Below are 17,539 nucleotides of genomic sequence, written 5' to 3'. Positions count from 1 at the left end.
TTTTCTAATACTTTTTCCCAACGGTGTGAATGCTTGTTGTAATTATTCCTTTATCAGATGAATGCGCTCCCTCATCAAATTGTACCAGACTCTTTATCTTTTTAAATGAGTGGTATAATATGTGGTTTTTATAAAATGTTCTTATCAAATAAGGCCTTTGCAATGCCAGATGTTTCATTCTTGTTACAAATGATTCATCATGTTCCAAGCCCATCAAGCAATATTTGCAGGAATCCATCATTTTAGTATCAGATATATAGGCCTCAAGTCTGCTCCGAAAATCATCCGCAGATATCTTTACTCCATCCGTTATTCGCAAATCCTTGTCTAGTTTTATACCATGCCTCTTCTCAAGATAAAGGTTAGTTGTTTTTGGTCGCATACATTTATAATAATATCCATTAAAAATACAGCAACCATCTACTATTCTTCTGCAATTATGATATCCTTGCTGTGCTTCACCTTCGGATATACTTATGGTGTCAATTTCATTAAAATAACCTATAGATTTGATATAATAAGTAAAGTTATGCTTTTTCGACAACGGTTTTAAATAATCAGAAATCACCTTTACCGAATCTTTCATTTCCGGATAATGCGATATTTCCAAAACATCAATTGTATCCATTAATTGAGGTGATAATCTTTTATATAGTAAGCCGTTCGATAACACTCTATATATTTCGGCCATCTTCTTATCTCTTGCGTACGAAATATACTTATCCAGGTTCTCGCATAATAATGGCTCTCCCCCCATAAATGTCATAAACCCAAAGTGAACATGTTTGGATAAGTTGTCTATATCCTTTATGAACTGTTCTAATGGATAATAACTCTTATCTATTAGATTAGCATGACAGTTACACAGATCACAATTAAGATTACAATGCTCAACTACCGGAACCTCGGCATGAGGAATATATATTTTTTCCATTATATTAAAATGCTCCCGCAATAATTTTACAAATCCGTAGTCAATGAGACGTTTCTGTTTGACTCACTTTTTACAAACGAAAACAAAACCGCGTACTTATCATATCACTTCATGAGCACATATTCTTCAAAATTTTCTCCATCATGACCGGTAGATTTTTTGCTTTTCCGGATTTTCTTTAAATGGAGCATCATATTCGCGATACTAGTTTTCGAAAAAAAGTTTCATTTTAAACATTAAGTTTTGAATTAATTATAAACTAATTATAAACTCCGGTGTTTATTTTTAAAAGAATGTGTGTTATAATTCATAGACTGTAATGTCGGGTGATATTGATAATATGTTAACATAGTGTTGACTTGTGTGGAGAAAATGTTATGAATCGCTCAAATAGTGGGGCTTCTTTTGATATAGTACATGTTGTTTTGGATATATTTGTCCACGTCATATCGTTCATTATTTCTTACAATGTGTGGGGCAGAGGGATTTATACCGCTCATGAGTGGGGAGCCTTTGCAACGGTATACATTGTATCGATTATTATTTTCCTATTATGTAACAGGACACTAAATATTTATAATTCAACCATTTTCTTTTATCTGGATAGAATCGTAAAGAGGGAGTCCGTTTCCTTCGCACTTGCAGTATGCTGTGCAGCGGTAATCTTTTTGAAGGCCTCTTATATAGAGTTTAATGTAGAATTCATGAGGGGACTCTGTTTAGTTACCTATGAAGTTATGATTCTGGAAATTCTGTTCTTTGAGAGGATATTGGACAGGATCATCATGCGTAAGTACATTTCCAGGGTGCTTTATGTTGGTAGTAAGGATTCCTACAACAAGTTCAGATATTTCCTTAAAAAAACATCTATCATCATCAACGAGATTGGCTATGTGAGCTATGATGATAATGACGATTCGCTGGAATACATTGGCAAGCTCTCAGACCTTGAGAAACTCATCAGAAAATACAATATCGATCAGGTCTACATGTTACAGAAGAGGGATATGGATATCAACAACCTGCAGAAGTATGTGGATCTCTGTATTGAGATGGGGGTAACCTGCCGTGTTATTGTGGATACCTTCAAAAGGCGTAAGTCATTTTCCTATGTCAGCAGCATAGGAACATACCCCGTGACGACATTTCACACTGTTACCATGAACACTTACGAGAGAGTATTCAAAAGACTCTTTGATATATGCTTTGCATTTGTAGCTATTGTTTTGACTTCTCCTATCATGCTTATAACGGCAATAGCTATTAAGATTGACTCCAAGGGGCCGGTGTTCTTTAAGCAGGTTCGCGTGGGCAAGAACGGAAGGCACTTTAAGATGTGGAAGTTCAGGAGCATGTACCAGAACGCCGATGAGTTGAAATCCTCACTTATGGAGTTTAATGAGATCGAGGACGGCATGATGTTCAAGATGAAGGATGATCCGCGAGTTACAAGGGTCGGAAAGTTCATCCGTAAGACCAGCATCGATGAGCTGCCACAGTTTTTTAACGTACTGTTTGGATCTATGAGTGTTGTGGGTACAAGACCCCCGACAATAGATGAGGTTGCCAAGTATTCCACTAAGCAGTGGAGGAGGATAAGCATCAAGCCCGGTATTACCGGAATGTGGCAGATAAGCGGAAGAAGCAGCATCACAGACTTTAACGAAGTGGTGGAAATGGATACCAAATACATCGATGAGTGGTCGCTGTGGCTTGACTTCAAGATTATTCTGAAAACAGTAGCAGAGATTTTTATACACAAGAACGCGTATTAAGCAGTAAGGGTTACGTATCATGAAGATAGCAATGATAGGGCATAAGAGGATTCCATCCAGGGAAGGCGGAATAGAGGTCGTGGTTGAGGAACTGTCGACCCGTCTTGTGCATATGGGACATTCAGTTACCGTCTACAACAGAAAAGGAAAGCACGTATCCGACAAGAATGCTGACCTGGAGGCTCACAAACTAAAAAAATACAAAGGTATCAGAATAGTAAACGTACCTACCCCGCAGAATAAGGCAATGAATGCTTTAGTTTCTTCTTTTGTTGCCACACTTTATGCGCTGGTTGGTAATTACGATGTTATACATTACCACGCCGAGGGTCCATGCATGATGCTGATGATACCCCATTTCTTTGGAATCAGGACAGTTGCCACAATTCATGGTCTTGACTGGCAGAGATCCAAGTGGGGAGGCCTTGCTACAAAGGTGATAAAGCTGGGCGAGAAAATTGCGGCACTTTATGCGGATGAGGTTATAGTTCTTTCCACCAATGTCCAGCAGTACTTTAAGGACACTTACAACCGTGATACCATCTATATCCCAAATGGCGTCAATCCGACAGAGTTCAGGGATCCTGATATCATCACCAAAAAGTTCGGCCTTGAAAAGGAAAAGTATGTGCTGTATCTTGGCAGATTGGTGCCTGAAAAGGGTGTTACATATCTGCTGGAGGCTTTTTCCAAGGTAGATACTGACATGAAGCTTGTCATTGCCGGCGGAACAAGCCACTCAGATGAATATGTGGAACAGATAAAAGAAATGGCTGCGAAGGACAAAAGAGTTGTCCTGACAGGCTTTGTTCAGGGAAACCTGCTTGCTGAGCTGTACAGTAATACCTATCTGTATGTACTGCCCAGTGATGTGGAAGGTATGCCCATAAGCATTCTGGAGGCCATGAGCTATGGCAGGAAAGTCCTTGCAAGCGATATTCCTGAGAATTCAGAGGCTTGTCGCGACTATGCCATGTATTTCAAAAAGTCCAATGTTGATGATCTTGCAATGAAGCTCCAGGAAGCATTAAACCATCCGGATGCTTTTCATACCAAGGACGAAATCATGGAGTACTGCTATAAGAGATTTGACTGGAACAAGGTTACCGGTGCCAGTGTAAGGCTGTATATCGACGCGATTTTGAATGTTGAGAGGATAGAGCAGGTGTAAAGTGTGGAAAGCTTAGGAATGATTTTGAGCATGAATGGCGGATTCATACAGGACCTTGCAGAAATATTAAAGAGAGAAACCGAGGGAATCAATATTGTTGACCACTTGTTAATGCTGGTGGTGGAAACGCTTGTGATATTATTACTTGGTCGGGTGTTCCTAAAAAAGGGATGGATCTCTAACTGGAAAGTTATTTATATCATGCTAGTACTGGCCTACATCAATATGCTGTTTTCTATTACGATATTCAATCGAATGCCTGGATCAAGGGAAGGAATCATCCACCTTAACATAAATCTCGGATTTGGACTCCGAACAGGTCACCCCTCATCATGGGTGCTCACATTCAGCCTTTTAAATATCCTTTTGTTTATTCCCTTTGGGATACTGGCTTACCCTATTTTCAGGAGTTATAAAAGGGTATTAAGGATATTGGTCGTTACAATGGCAGGAGCTTTAACCAGCCTTGGTATAGAATGTATCCAGCTTGTGACCGGAAGAGGGATGTTTGAAATCAGCGACCTCGTTACAAATACGGCAGGGAGTTTTATAGGAGTGGTAATGGCAGCTGTTTTTTACCACATAAAAGAAAGAGTTATGAAGGGCAAGGCAACTAATATATGAAGATATTGTTTGTAAATAAATTTCTATATCCCAATGGCGGATCAGAGACCTACATATTTAAACTTGGAGAAGCTCTCACAGCCAGGGGACATGAAGTAGAATACTTCGGAATGGAGCATGAGGGCAGATGCGTCGGCAACAGGGTCAATGCGTATACCTCTGACATGGATTTCCACAATGCGAGTAAGCTCACTAAGCTTACATATCCGCTGAAGACAATCTATTCTACAGAAGCTCGCAAGAAGATAAGACTGGTTCTGGATGATTTTAAACCGGATGTTGTACACCTCAACAATTTCAATTATCAGTTGACTCCATCCATAATCCTAGAGATTGTGAAATGGAGGAAGGAGACGGAGCATAAGTGCAAGATCGTATTTACCGCTCATGACTATCAGCTGGTTTGTCCAAACCATATGTGCAATAATCCCGCTACCCGGGAGAACTGTGAGAAGTGTCTTGGCGGCAGTTTTATAAACTGTACAAAAGGTAAGTGCATTCACGGAAGTACTGCCAAGAGCTTTATCGGAACCCTCGAGGCTTCTTTCTGGAAGCTGAACGGGGCTTATAAATACATCGATACATTCATTTGCTGCAGTGAGTTTATGAAGACAAAGCTGGACACCAATCCGCTTTTTGCAAAAAAGACTGTGGCAATACATAACTTTATAGATAAAATTCCATGGGTCGATGTGCCTAAGGAAGATTATATATTGTATTTCGGAAGATTTTCTGAGGAGAAAGGTATTGGAACGTTGTTAGAAGCGGCCAAAAGAATGCCTGAAGTTAACTTTGTATTTGCCGGAAAGGGACCACTTGAGAGCCTCGTTGATAGCGTAGAGAATATTAAGAACGTGGGATTTAAAAGCGGTGATGAACTTGCGGACCTGATCCGCAAAGCCAGAGCTTCCGTATACCCATCAGAGTGGTATGAGAACTGCCCATTCTCTGTAATGGAGTCGCAGCTCTATGGAACACCGGTTATCGGGGCAGATATAGGTGGAATACCTGAGCTTATACAAGCCGGTAAGACAGGGCTTCTGTTTAAGAGCGGAGATGTGGATGAATTATGTGATAAGATCCATATCCTCTGGCAGGATGATGCCAAGGCTAAAGAAATGCATGATGCCTGCAAGGAGCTGAACTTCGATACGATAGATGAGTATCTTGAGAAACTGATGAAGATATATAGGTAACGGTGTAAACCTTTAAGTTATTATTATATTATGGAAATTTAACACATACTTAATAAAGTCATAAACGAAATAATGTTACAATTAATGTGCTTGCAAATGGTATTTTGCAAGCACATTTTTTCATTTTTGGGCATCGTAAGTAGACGTTTTTTAGTGACCTTCTGTTTCCGTTAATCCAGATAAGGAGGAAAAGATATGTTCATAAGAAGGCTTTTGGCGGCTGGAATCGCAGGAGTACTGGTTGTTGCTACGACTGGTGCAGACAGTATTACAGTACGTGCGGGCGAAGATGATGTTATTATTTTTGATTTAGACGAACCTACGACGGAAGATGTCGAGGAAACTGATGAAGAAAACAAGTCTGATGAACCTCTTATTATCCCGGATTCGGAAGAAGATGCTGCTGATGATTCTGTAGAGGAAGAGGAACTTTCCGAGGATGCAGAAGAAGAGACGGAAGAGGATGCCTTATCTGAGGAAGAATTAGATCCAGAACTGGAAGCACTAGTAACGTATGACACATATTATATTGAATTTATTCCGGGCGATGGAAAACTTATTTCAAGTCTGGACTTTGGTGAAGATGTATCGAGCTGGGAGTATGATGTCAGCAGTGGAATTATGACTATTACTGTTCCTGGCGAAGTTAAAATTCTGAAATCTGTAAATTATGCACTTGTTGTTCCTGATGGCAGCAAGGAGTTTGACGGATGGTATTTTGATGAATCGTATTCAGAAAAAGTTGATTTCGATGAAGGCTTAACACTGGCGCAGGAAGAAAGAATAAAGTTATATGCGAAGTTTAACGAAACTGGATATCAGTTTGACGATGTTCCTATCGCAATGAATGAACCTATAGCCGAAGCCGCATTGCCATTGTCAGAAGGATTTGCATCAGAAGAATCATTTGCAATTAATGATGACATAAGTGAATATGAGCCTATTTTAGAGAAATCAATAGATTTCGAAGATGAAGAAGTACCTGAAGCACCACCTGAAATTCCACAGAAAGATTATGTAAATCTTGATGAGGCAGCGCTATCTGGTGATGTACCCGCTCAGACCTACAGGGAGAGTGGCGGTACTCCGCAGTCTGTCGGCGGCGATGTGATAAGCCTGTTTAAAAATGGCAGTATAACAGTCAGTGCAGGAGGAGAGGAACTTCAGTACGTAGATGATAAAGATGCTTCATCAATTTCAGAAGAAGGATATTATTTTACAGTTGTAGATCCAGCTGAAAGTAATTCTGATGTAAATCGTAATATAGATGGTGACAACTATGTAACTCTTGTTCCCACTGATGCACCGGAATACAACCTGGTTGAAGGAGAATTTAAAGTACCTATTACCATTACGGCTTTAGAGCTGGCTGTAACTGTCACTAATGCAAGACGTTACTATGATGGAGATCCCGTACTTGTATATAACGACAATGGCAGTGTCAACAATGAGGAGACAATAAAAAGACTTGGTGCAGTTGTAACAGATTCCAATAATGAAGCGGTGTCAGCTGATAGGTACACCATCTCAGCAGCGAGCGACAGTGCTGAAATAGGAACAGTAGCCGTTATTTTTGAAGGAAAACCTGAGAGGGGCGTAAAGGGAAGACGGACTAAGAATATCAAGATAACCAGTAGACCGGTGAATAAAACTGATGTGGCAGTAAGCTTTATTGATAGTAAGCTTGATCCTAACAATGTGCCTATGGATGGAGGAAAGGCAACACCAGGTGTCATAGTCAAGCTTGCTGCTAATGGAAAAGAGCTTGTCAAAGACAAAGACTACTCTGTTACATATTCCAACAATGATGCTGCAGGCAAAACCGCGGGTGTTACTCTTGAGTTTGCGGGCAATTACAGCGGAACATTAAGCAATGCCCTTACATTTACAGTGGCAAAGAATGTCCTCAGTAAGAATACAGTTGTGGCCAGCGCCGCTGATAAGAGATATAGCTTTTTCTCACGGTTTACTTCATTTAAATCCACTCCTGTTTTGGAGTATGGTGACAAAACTCTTAAGCTGAACACTGATTACGAATATGTTGATCAGCCAAAGTATTATTATGCTAAAGATTTAGTAGAAAAGAATTCCAAGGGGCAGGTTACATATTCGAGAAAAGCCGGACAGCAGATCCCTGATTCGGAGACTGTTCACAGAGGTGCTACGATAGAGTGTAGATTCAGTATAGTACCTTCATCTTCCAGCCAGGAATATACAGCGGCTAAGAACAATAGTGGAAGTTATATTCCAATCAGCTACACAGTTACTTATAGTATGAAATAAAGATAAGATTAAGAGGCAATAATTAAAAACCTCTGTGTTACATTTAAAGGTAGCACAGAGGTTTTTTTATATTTTCATTGTCAAGAGGCGGTATTTGGTTTATAATCTTGCGAGACTATTATTAATAAGAATATACTACATAAATGCGAGGAGTTTATTATGGCGGAGAAGAAATTGAATGGAACGGTAATTGTAACGTATAGATGTAATGCACGTTGCTCTATGTGCAACAGATATAAAGCCCCCAGTAAACCTGAGGAAGAAATCTCAATTGAAACAATCAAAAAGCTCCCGAAGATGTATTTTACCAACATCACAGGTGGTGAGCCTTTCATCAGAACAGATATCAAGGATATTGTAAGAGAGCTTTACAAGAAATCTGATAGAATCGTAATTTCTACAAATGGTTTCTTTACAGATAGAATCGTAGATCTTTGTAAAGAATTTCCTCAGATTGGTATTCGTATATCCATAGAAGGTCTTGAGAATACTAATAATGAGATCAGAGGTCTTGAGAACGGATATCAGAGAGGTTATCAGACTCTTAAGACGCTTCGTGAGATGGGAATGAAGGATGTAGGATTTGGAATGACTGTTCAGGATAAGAATGCGCCTGATCTAGTTCCTCTTTACAAACTCTCTGATGAAATGGGTATGGAGTTTGCTACAGCATCTCTTCATAATAGCTTCTATTTCGTGGAAGCCAAGAACATCATCAAAGATCGCCCGATGGTTGCTCAGAATTTTGAGAATCTTGTCAATGAACTTCTTGCCAGCAAGAGCCCAAAGAAGTGGTTCAGGGCATATTTTAATCATGGACTTATCAATTATATTTATGGTCAAAAGAGACTTCTGCCATGCGATATGTCTTTTGACACATTCTTCATTGATCCTTACGGGGATGTTATGCCTTGTAACGGAACCAAGGACAAAGAGGTAATGGGAAATCTTAATACTCAGACCTGGGACGAACTGTGGAACTCAAAGGAGGCAGAAGCGGTACGTACCAAGGTGCGCTGCTGCGACAGAGACTGCTGGATGATTGGTTCGGTTTCTCCTGCTATGCACAAGTATATCTGGGTACCTTTGTGGTGGGTAATCCGTCATAAGGTTAAATTCTGGACTAAGAAGAAATACAGCATGTATGAGAATAAGATTGTTCGCGACCTTCGTGATGGAAAGGTGACTAAGGAAGAACTCGATAAATGTAGCACTTGCGATATGTGTGCCGTTGTTAACAATGGTCTGTCTGAGGCATCCAAGGAACAGCTTAAGGACAGGACAGGAGAAGAGATTGTCGATGCAGATATTGCAGCACAGATGAACAAATAAGACTAAGCATAATAACCACCGATACAAACCGGTGGTTATTTGTTCTTGGTATATCAGACATTGAAAGGCTATAATCGTGCAAAAAAGATATGAAGCAGTAGATGGGCTTAGGGCAGTGGCATGTATTGGCATCGTTGCGATGCACATAAGCGGAAATCTGCCTTTTCAGTTTGAGGGATTTCTTTTTGAAAGTTTTATTCCGTCTTTGACGGATGTGGTCTTCTTGTTTATGGTAATCAGTGCATTTGGTATGTGCTGCGGTTATTATGAAAAAATGATTGATAAAAGATTGGATATTGTGTCATTTTATAAGAAAAGATACAAAAAAATCCTGCCTTTTTTTGCTTTTCTGTGTATCATAGATCTAGCAATAAGTCCATCACTTGAGTCACTATATGAAGTTTTTGCAAATCTTACATTATGCTTTGGATTGATTCCCAATGCCAATATTTCTGTTATAGGAGTGGGCTGGTTTTTGGGAGTAGTTTTTGCGTTTTACTTACTGTTTCCTTTTTTTTGCTTTCTTATATCCAGTAAGACAAGAGCGTGTTTTGCATTTGCGGTGTCACTTGTGATGAATTACTTATGCATAATCTACTTTGATGCCGGACGAACGTCAATTGTTTATTGTTTTGTTTTTTTCATGGCCGGAGGTATTGTTTATATCTATAGCGACCGTATTATGCAACTGCGAGGTATAAGATGGATCTCATTGGCTGCTTTTTTAGTCATGACAGTACTATACTATACTTATTCACACAGTACCCTGACTATACTGTTGACAGATGTATTTGTGCTGATATATGCAATGAGTATTGACGGAAAAAGTATTTTTAGCGGTCCTTTCGTGAGAATGATAGGTGGCGTAAGCTTTGAAATCTACTTATGCCACATGGTTTTATTTAGAGTATTTGAAAAAACAAAGCTGTTAAAAGTTATATCTAATGAATATGTCGGTTACGTGTTGACGGTAATTGTTGTTTTGGTTAGCAGTGTTATTTTCGCTGTAGTATTTAAGAAAGATTTGGATGTTATAGAGCAAAAACTGAAGCGTTAAGAGTTTGAAGGTACATATCTATGAATAAACGTACATTATTGATGCTTAAGTTAAAGTTGTATTCTGTACTTGGAAAAACCACGAGAAGGCAGATCTGGTCAGGAAATCAGGACTGTTCAAGAGCTATGGGGAGGGGGATATTGGCATCCTGATTGGATACCGTCATTTCCTTATTTTATTGATATAGGCAATAATGTGACTGTTTCTGCTGATGTCAGAATATATGAACATGATATGATTCAGCGCATGTGGGACCATGATCCGACATTCAAAGGAGAGCAGATGAAGGTTAAGGCCGATTATATTTCGATTGGCGACAATTCTGTTTTGGGGGCCAGAAGCATGGTATTGTACGGTGTTCATATAGGTAGAAATGTGGTTGTTGCTTCAGGAAGTGTTGTTACAAAGGATGTACCTGATTATGCTATTGTAGGAGGTGCTCCGGCGAGAATTATAGGGAATACAAAAGAGTTACTTAAGAGAAGACTTCGAGAGAATGGTGTTGATGTTAGTGATTTCTCATATGAGGATTACTTTGAATAGAAGATTTCACCAGCTTGTTAAGAGTATGAGTAGAGACATTGGAAATGAGGTGAGCATTTGTGTTTCGTATCACTTTTTTGTGGGTTTTTACGTTGGTGCTGATAATTGCCAATGTGTATTGCTTTAAAAAGAAGAAGTATTTATATTTATTTATCCCCTGTATGCTGTTTTTGCCCGATTATTATGGATTGGATTTTTCGGAATCTCTGCCAATTATTTCTGTAAGCAGGATTATGTTTGTCATTTTCTACGTGTATGCAATTGTTAATAAGAAAAGGGATCTGCATCTCAGGGAAATTGATTTAAAGAGAATCCCAAAAGAATACATGTTCTTAGCGGGTTATTTTCTCTTTAGAATTGTGTCAAACTTATATTATGTAACGACGTATGGACAGGCTGTAAAAACATTACTTGGGATAGTGTTTGAGCAGTTGTTTTTGTTGCTTGCTATTTATTTGTTAAAGCCCACAAAAAGTGAAATAGATAAAGTAATAAAAGCTATCGTTGCTACCGCAGCTGTTCTTTTTGTTGTAGGCATTTTTGAAAGTGTTTCAGGCTTCAGGATATTTGAGTCGTTGATTACTGTTTCCAGAGAAATACTTGATCTTAACGTGATGCGTCTGGGGCTTGTCAGAGCCACGACAACGATGAATATGCCGGGTTTTTTTGGCAATATGTGCGTTTTAGTGCTGCCGCTGATCTTCTATTTGTATGAAGAAACTAAGTGTTCCCTATATCTGTTGGTATCTGCTCTTGATGTGCTGGCAACTATTCATTCGGGAGCACGGTCCGACATGTTATTTATATTGGTTATCACTGTAGTATACCTGCTGTTTGTTATTAAGTCTTCAAGACGCCGACTTGTTTTTTGCAGGAATATGCTTATTGTGACAGGTGTGCTGCTGATTTATATAATTGGAGTATCTGCTGTCAGTGATGATCTGAGATATTATTATGTTAGTAATGGCAAGGCTGTTCTCAATGAATTTGGCTTTAGTTTTGACTTGAATGAGGGGGCACCTGAAGGTTCGGGAGGGTATGGTGGAAACCTGAATGGGTCAGTTTCGCGCACCCGTCAGTTTACGGGGATGTATTATGTTGCTACCATCAATCCGATATTCGGGTTGGGATCAGGTGCGCAGATCAGAGGTGAGGTTCAATACTATTGGCACTTCCCTACTGGCAAAGATGCCTGGGTAGTAAGCCATACTTATGATTTGGGCATAGTGCAGATTTTTTGCGATGAAGGATTGATTGGACTTGTGGGGATATGTTTCCTGTTTATATATCTGATCATTGAGGCAAGAAACAATCATTTCTATTTGTTCTTAATTTTTTGCTATCTGTTATCGACATTAAACACGGCGAATATGATTCCTTTTTTGATGTTATATGTGATGCTTATTTCGAAAAAAATGATATGTGAAGCAAATATATAAGTGGCGTATATGAAAGGGATACTCTTATGATCTTTATGAGTATCTCTTTTGCATTTGTGAAAGTGCATAAAAGAGACAAGAAATCTTTCAATAATTTTTATTTTATATGTCAATTGTCAAACAGAAGTAAATAGCAGTATAATTATGCGACATTGTGGGTATCTATACGCAATTGTGTAATCTGTATGCTCTGTTTGGGGGCTGGAAATTCGATAATGAGATGGAATAAGAGATTTAGTTATGGCTGACACCTACCTTGACAATAATGATATATCTATGTGCTGCGGATGCTCTGCCTGCGCAGATTCATGTGCAGTAGGCGCAATCGATTTTGAATATGGTATAGATGGTTCGCGATATCCCCATGTTGACATGACTAAATGTGTTTCTTGCGGGATGTGCAGGAATGTCTGTCCGATTAATGAGAAGCCCGCTATTCCGGAGCCGGGATTCGAAAAAAAGGCCTATGCATTAGTGTTAGATTCTGAGCAACAGCGTTTAAGGAGTGCCTCGGGCGGTGCATTTGAAGCAATTGCGACTGTGTTACATAATGAATACACAGATCTGATGATTGCCGGTGCAGCATGGGGAGATGATCTGAGAGTCTATCACAGGCTGGTTTCTTATGATGAAAGGGCAATACTTAAAAAATCCAAGTATGTGCAGAGTAATTGTAAGGGAATATATAGGGAAGTTAAGCAGAAATTGAATGAAGGAGTTCATGTGTTATTTACAGGGACTCCATGTCAGCTTGCTGCTTTACGAAACTATCTTCGCAAGTATTACGACAACCTGTTTATGGTGGATTTGATATGCCATGGCGTTCCGGGAGAGTTGATCTTTGACAAATATATACGGGAATTAAACTCGAAGATGGATACTAAAGCCGTAAAAGCTACTTTTCGGTACAAGAAGAAAGACTTATATGGAGAGGTCCATTCGAAATACATTCGCATAGAGTTTGATGATGGAAAGGTATTTGAAGAGCAAGCAAAAATAAATCCGTATCTAAGAGGTTTTCATTCAGGGCTGTTTTACAGAGAGAGCTGCTATAGCTGTAAGTATGCTAATATAGAAAGATTGGGAGATATAACAGTTGGTGACTACTGGCGTATTCAGGAGCTTAATCCGGAATATGTTGACTATACGGGAGTGTCATGTTTGTTATTAAACACAAAAAAAGGTTTGGGATTGATGGATAAAATGGCTGATTGCAAGGTATTTGAGACTGATGTTGAAGCGTTGTGCAAACGCAACGGACAGATGGTATTTCCGTCCAAAAAACATCCGAGTCGGGATTTCTTTATCTCAAAGATGGACAGTGAATCCTTTGAGGGATTGATGGATCGCTGCGTAAAAAAAGAGAGTAGATATAAATTAGTATTATCTGCTATTTTACCGGGGAAATTGAAACGGAGCGTAAAAAAATTACGGAAAGCACGGTGACAAATTGACTTGAATAAGCATTTGTTTATATATCAATCAAATAGGATTTAGGGAGAATAATATGAGCGACAAAAAGTTTAGAATTGGATACACTACCGGAGTATTTGATTTGTTTCATATCGGACATCTTAACGTACTTAGGAATGCAAAAGAACAGTGTAATTATCTGATTGTGGGAGTAAGTACTGATGAATTGGTTGAGGAATACAAGCACAAGAAGCCTATAATTCCATATGAAGAGAGAGTTAAGATCGTGGAGGCTATCAAATATGTTGATGAAGTAGTACCTCAAACATCGATGGATAAGTATGCTGCGTGGGAGAAGCTTAAATATAACGCATTATTTCATGGAGACGATTGGAAAAACTCTGCTATGTACAACAAATACATTGAAGAGTTTAAGGACACCGGTGTAGAACTTGTTTTTCTGCCTCATACTGATGGAACATCTTCTACTCTTTTGACAGAAGTACTTCATTCGGTGCGTGAAAAAGAAAACAATTCTAATAGTTGATGGGGATGCAAAATGGATCAGAATACATTGGATAGAATTCATGAAGTTCAGATTGAAATGCTCAAAGCTTTTCATGCCTATTGTAAGGAACACAACATCAGATACACGATTATCTGTGGTACATTGTTGGGTGCAATAAGGCATAAAGGCTTTATTCCTTGGGATGACGATATTGATGTTGGCGTGGTAAGAGAAGATTATGAAAAACTGTTAGAGCTTCTCCAGAAAGAGCCTATTGAGGGATGCTTTCTTCAGGAATATTCAACTGATGAACATTATTATCAGCCATATGCCAAGCTGGTTAAAGATGGTACGGTTTTTATCGAGAGTTATCGCAAGAACTGTAAGGCCAAAAGTGGTTTATTCATCGATATTTTCCCTTTTGACAGTATTAAAAAACCGGGGCTTTCCGGCACAAAAGCCAGAAGAGTAATCGCAAGGATCCTTACATTTGGCATATGGAGCAAAGAAGGTTGTCATATGGAGAGAAAGGGCAACAAGAAACTCTTGAATGCGTTGGGCACAGTTGTTGGACTTCTTCCCAAAAAGTGGCTGATCAATATGCAGAGAAAGCTTGTGATAAGGCAGCGCGATGATTGGGAATACCTGGCAAGTATGTTTTCCAGCAACTATGATAGCGACAGACTGTATTTTAAAAAGACTGATTTTGACAGTTTAATTGAAATTGGGTTTGAAAACATTGTTGTAAATGCACCTGAAAATTGGGAGCAGAATCTTAAGAGACTGTACAAGAATTATATGGAATTCCCGCCGGAAAACAAAAGGAATTCAGGTCATGATGTATATAAAATCTCAATTTGATCTTTACAATTCATGAGGATTATGCATGAGAGTACTAAATCTACTTACTAGTGGCGAGGCTGGTGGAATAGAGAGCCTATGTCGTGATATAGGAATTAACAGTGAGTATGAGAATGGATTTTGCTTTCTGTTCTCAGAAGGAGCCATTTATGATCAGATGAATGAGCTGGGGCTCAAAACATACTCATTAGCTGGTGCTAAGAACAAATTAAGCAAATTCAGCATAAAAAAACTCCGATTACTGAGCAAAATCGCAAGAGATTACGATATTATCTGTGTACATCACGGCGAACCGTTTTTGAAACTATATGGTATGCTGGTGAAACTAATTACCGGTAAGAAAATGGTAACAGTTGCACACTCCTGTTTTGACCGCAGGTTCTTTTTCCCAAATAACAAAATAAAATTTCATTTTGCTCATTTAATATTTGCGCTGGGGCTTAATTATTCTGATTTGATCATATTTGTATCTAATGCCGGTAAAGAGGCATATGAAAAGGAATTTGGTCTGAAGAACAAGAGAAAGGCGGTTGTTTATAACGGCATTTCTACAGACAAACTCTTGCGAGGGAGAGATAACGTTGTTCCTGTAACAAAGCCTTACAAGATTACATATATCGGAAGATTGAAGAATGTAAAGGGTGTAGACTATTTGATTCGCGCCATAGCCAGGATAAAGAATGATTATCCGATTTCTGTATCCATTGTTGGAGATGGTCCGGAAAGAGATAATCTGGAAGAGCTTTCTAATGACATCGGCGTTAGAGATATAGTCAGCTTTGAGGGAAGACATACCGATGTTATTCCTTTTTTGGAAAATACCAGTGTGTTTGTATACCCTTCTGTCTGGAAAGAGGTTTTTGGTATTTCTCTGGTAGAAGCAATGGCCTTTGGAATCCCTTGCGTTGCAAGTGATGTCGGAGGCATTCCGGAGGTTGTGCACGATGGGAAAACAGGTTTTTTGACGTCAGAAGCAAATGATGAGGCCCTGGCAGAAGCTCTGCGTCATGCACTTGATATTCTCGATGATGAGAAATTGCTTGAAAAGATCTCACAGGATGCAAAGAAGAAGGCAGCTGACTTTTCAATTACAAATACGTGTAAGCGTTTAAAGGAAGAATATTCCGGAGTGGTTGTAGGGTAACATAGAGGAGTTAAAGTGAAATATATTACATTTAACAAAAAAAATATACTGGTTATATTGCTGTTGCTGCTTCCGGAACGTTTTGCTTATTTGGTGAATCAGAATGCATTTGCAAGTATATTTCATATTGCGTATTCTGATTTTGTTATAGCAATATATTTTTTGCTGTTTTTATATGTTCTTTTTCATTATAAAATTAGTGAATATCAGAATTATTATTTTGCAAGTAATGTATTACTGATCGTTCCATTAGTGTTGATGGCGTCTGTTGTACCTTATTTTTTATTCGGGCAAGCGGTTTTGGGTGCAATAATAGCTCAAAAATGTTTTCTAATGCTATTATGTTTCTATTATACTGTCAGAACACTCATATTAGAAAAGGTTGTAACGCCGGATTATCTTTGGAACTGTCTGTATAAACTTTCGTTTGTCGTCACCGGTGCTGTTATAATTCAGCATGCGTTAGTTAAGCACATAAGAATCTTAAGTGTTTCATATGCGACGCGATTTGGTATTCGAATCTATGATAACGTTACCTTTGCGAACATTTTATTGATTGGATCTTTATTTTTGTTCTTTACAGCTAGCAATAGAAGAGAGAAGATAACAGCCGCGTTAGGCTTGGTAATGTCATATTATCATATAATGATCGTGTCACAGACCAGAATAATTATGGTGGCAACCGGTGTAATGACGATAGTAATGGCATTGTTCTACCGCAACAGCGCTTTGAAAAAAATAACATATATATTCATTATCCTTGGTATAGCTCTTATTATTTCCCAAACTGAGTTAGCACAGTATTTACTTTCTGCACTTGGTGATTCATCTACTGATCCATCTGCCCAGATAAGAGAAATCGGTAGAGTGTTTTATATTTATGAGATTGGTAAAACACCTCTTGTAGGAAGGGGGTTTCCGAGAAATGAAGTGGCATATCAAGCGGCTGGACTGTATAACAATATTTTCTTAAACGATAATGGTTTATATGGGTTTGCATATATATATGGAATAATCGGACTGATATGGTATATCTGGTTGTCTGTTAAGATGATTATCTGCTCCTTTAAGGTGGCCAAGAAGGGAGATTATAGATTTTTGCTTCTTGTGGTTTATCTCCAGGTAGTATCTCCCAACATAATCACGTGGTATTGGCGTCCCATGTATTCCTTGTTTTTAGCAATAATGCTGGCACTGATGGAACAATATGCTAACGCAGACTCTGAACATAAGGTAAGAATTTATTTTGGCAATTAAAT

At 38.8% G+C, this 17,539-nt stretch carries 15 protein-coding genes; 14 read left to right on the top strand and 1 reads right to left on the bottom strand.

From position 1 onward, the window contains the following. Positions 1-4: 4 nt before the first annotated feature. Positions 5-934, bottom strand: coding sequence for a radical SAM protein (locus tag G632_RS0104945; RefSeq protein WP_022767923.1), 930 nt, complete (start codon positions 932-934; stop codon positions 5-7). A gap of 377 nt (positions 935-1,311) precedes the next feature. On the opposite strand from G632_RS0104945, the gene G632_RS0104940 reads away from it, so the two are divergent. From G632_RS0104940 to G632_RS0104875, 14 genes are all read left to right on the top strand, one after another. Further along, on the top strand, positions 1,312-2,709 hold the full coding sequence (locus G632_RS0104940) for a sugar transferase (RefSeq protein ID WP_022767922.1): 1,398 nt from the start codon (positions 1,312-1,314) through the stop codon (positions 2,707-2,709). 19 nt (positions 2,710-2,728) lie between these two features. Next, positions 2,729-3,880, top strand: a complete 1,152-nt coding sequence (locus G632_RS18865; protein ID WP_022767921.1) for a glycosyltransferase family 4 protein — start codon at positions 2,729-2,731, stop codon at positions 3,878-3,880. 3 nt (positions 3,881-3,883) lie between these two features. Then, positions 3,884-4,504, top strand: a complete 621-nt coding sequence (locus G632_RS20960) for a VanZ family protein (protein WP_155828839.1) — start codon at positions 3,884-3,886, stop codon at positions 4,502-4,504. Then, on the top strand, positions 4,501-5,700 hold the full coding sequence (locus G632_RS0104925; protein ID WP_022767919.1) for a glycosyltransferase: 1,200 nt from the start codon (positions 4,501-4,503) through the stop codon (positions 5,698-5,700). The genes G632_RS20960 and G632_RS0104925 overlap by 4 nt, the downstream gene beginning before the upstream one ends. Positions 5,701-5,895: 195 nt before the next feature. Then, a complete protein-coding gene (locus G632_RS0104920; RefSeq protein ID WP_022767918.1) occupies positions 5,896-7,983 on the top strand; it encodes an InlB B-repeat-containing protein in 2,088 nt (695 codons plus the stop codon). Between the two features lie 159 nt (positions 7,984-8,142). Further along, entirely contained in the window at positions 8,143-9,315 is a 1,173-nt protein-coding gene (locus G632_RS0104915) for a radical SAM protein (protein WP_022767917.1), read from the top strand. 76 nt (positions 9,316-9,391) lie between these two features. Beyond that, entirely contained in the window at positions 9,392-10,372 is a 981-nt protein-coding gene (locus G632_RS0104910) for an acyltransferase family protein (RefSeq protein WP_022767916.1), read from the top strand. 234 nt (positions 10,373-10,606) lie between these two features. Beyond that, positions 10,607-10,915, top strand: a complete 309-nt coding sequence (locus G632_RS18855; protein ID WP_155828838.1) for an acyltransferase — start codon at positions 10,607-10,609, stop codon at positions 10,913-10,915. A 59-nt stretch (positions 10,916-10,974) separates the two neighbouring features. Next, positions 10,975-12,354, top strand: coding sequence for an O-antigen ligase family protein (locus G632_RS0104900; protein ID WP_022767914.1), 1,380 nt, complete (start codon positions 10,975-10,977; stop codon positions 12,352-12,354). A gap of 240 nt (positions 12,355-12,594) precedes the next feature. After that, a complete protein-coding gene (locus G632_RS0104895; protein ID WP_022767913.1) occupies positions 12,595-13,800 on the top strand; it encodes a Coenzyme F420 hydrogenase/dehydrogenase, beta subunit C-terminal domain in 1,206 nt (401 codons plus the stop codon). 61 nt (positions 13,801-13,861) lie between these two features. Next, on the top strand, positions 13,862-14,314 hold the full coding sequence (locus tag G632_RS0104890; protein ID WP_022767912.1) for an adenylyltransferase/cytidyltransferase family protein: 453 nt from the start codon (positions 13,862-13,864) through the stop codon (positions 14,312-14,314). A gap of 12 nt (positions 14,315-14,326) precedes the next feature. After that, positions 14,327-15,136 (top strand): LicD family protein, encoded by an 810-nt coding sequence (locus G632_RS0104885; protein ID WP_022767911.1) that lies wholly within the window; start codon positions 14,327-14,329, stop codon positions 15,134-15,136. 25 nt (positions 15,137-15,161) lie between these two features. Next, complete coding sequence (locus G632_RS20955; protein WP_022767910.1) at positions 15,162-16,280, top strand: glycosyltransferase family 4 protein; 1,119 nt, start codon at positions 15,162-15,164, stop codon at positions 16,278-16,280. A gap of 15 nt (positions 16,281-16,295) precedes the next feature. Continuing rightward, entirely contained in the window at positions 16,296-17,537 is a 1,242-nt protein-coding gene (locus tag G632_RS0104875) for an O-antigen ligase family protein (RefSeq protein ID WP_022767909.1), read from the top strand. Positions 17,538-17,539: the final 2 nt, after the last annotated feature.

It is taken from the genome of Butyrivibrio sp. NC2007 (assembly GCF_000421405.1).
Lineage (GTDB): Bacteria > Bacillota > Clostridia > Lachnospirales > Lachnospiraceae > Butyrivibrio.
The sequence above is the reverse complement of the archived record's forward strand: the minus strand, read 5'-3'. Positions and strand labels throughout refer to the sequence as shown.

Coding starts and splice junctions, on each gene's coding strand:
- G632_RS0104895 (WP_022767913.1), top strand. CDS start 12,595: ATGGCTGACACCTACCTTGACAATAATGATATATCTATGTGCTGCGGA.
- G632_RS18865 (WP_022767921.1), top strand. CDS start 2,729: ATGAAGATAGCAATGATAGGGCATAAGAGGATTCCATCCAGGGAAGGC.
- G632_RS0104940 (WP_022767922.1), top strand. CDS start 1,312: ATGAATCGCTCAAATAGTGGGGCTTCTTTTGATATAGTACATGTTGTT.
- G632_RS20955 (WP_022767910.1), top strand. CDS start 15,162: ATGAGAGTACTAAATCTACTTACTAGTGGCGAGGCTGGTGGAATAGAG.
- G632_RS0104920 (WP_022767918.1), top strand. CDS start 5,896: ATGTTCATAAGAAGGCTTTTGGCGGCTGGAATCGCAGGAGTACTGGTT.
- G632_RS0104945 (WP_022767923.1), bottom strand. CDS start 934: ATGGAAAAAATATATATTCCTCATGCCGAGGTTCCGGTAGTTGAGCAT.
- G632_RS18855 (WP_155828838.1), top strand. CDS start 10,607: ATGATTCAGCGCATGTGGGACCATGATCCGACATTCAAAGGAGAGCAG.
- G632_RS0104890 (WP_022767912.1), top strand. CDS start 13,862: ATGAGCGACAAAAAGTTTAGAATTGGATACACTACCGGAGTATTTGAT.
- G632_RS0104915 (WP_022767917.1), top strand. CDS start 8,143: ATGGCGGAGAAGAAATTGAATGGAACGGTAATTGTAACGTATAGATGT.
- G632_RS0104925 (WP_022767919.1), top strand. CDS start 4,501: ATGAAGATATTGTTTGTAAATAAATTTCTATATCCCAATGGCGGATCA.
- G632_RS0104885 (WP_022767911.1), top strand. CDS start 14,327: ATGGATCAGAATACATTGGATAGAATTCATGAAGTTCAGATTGAAATG.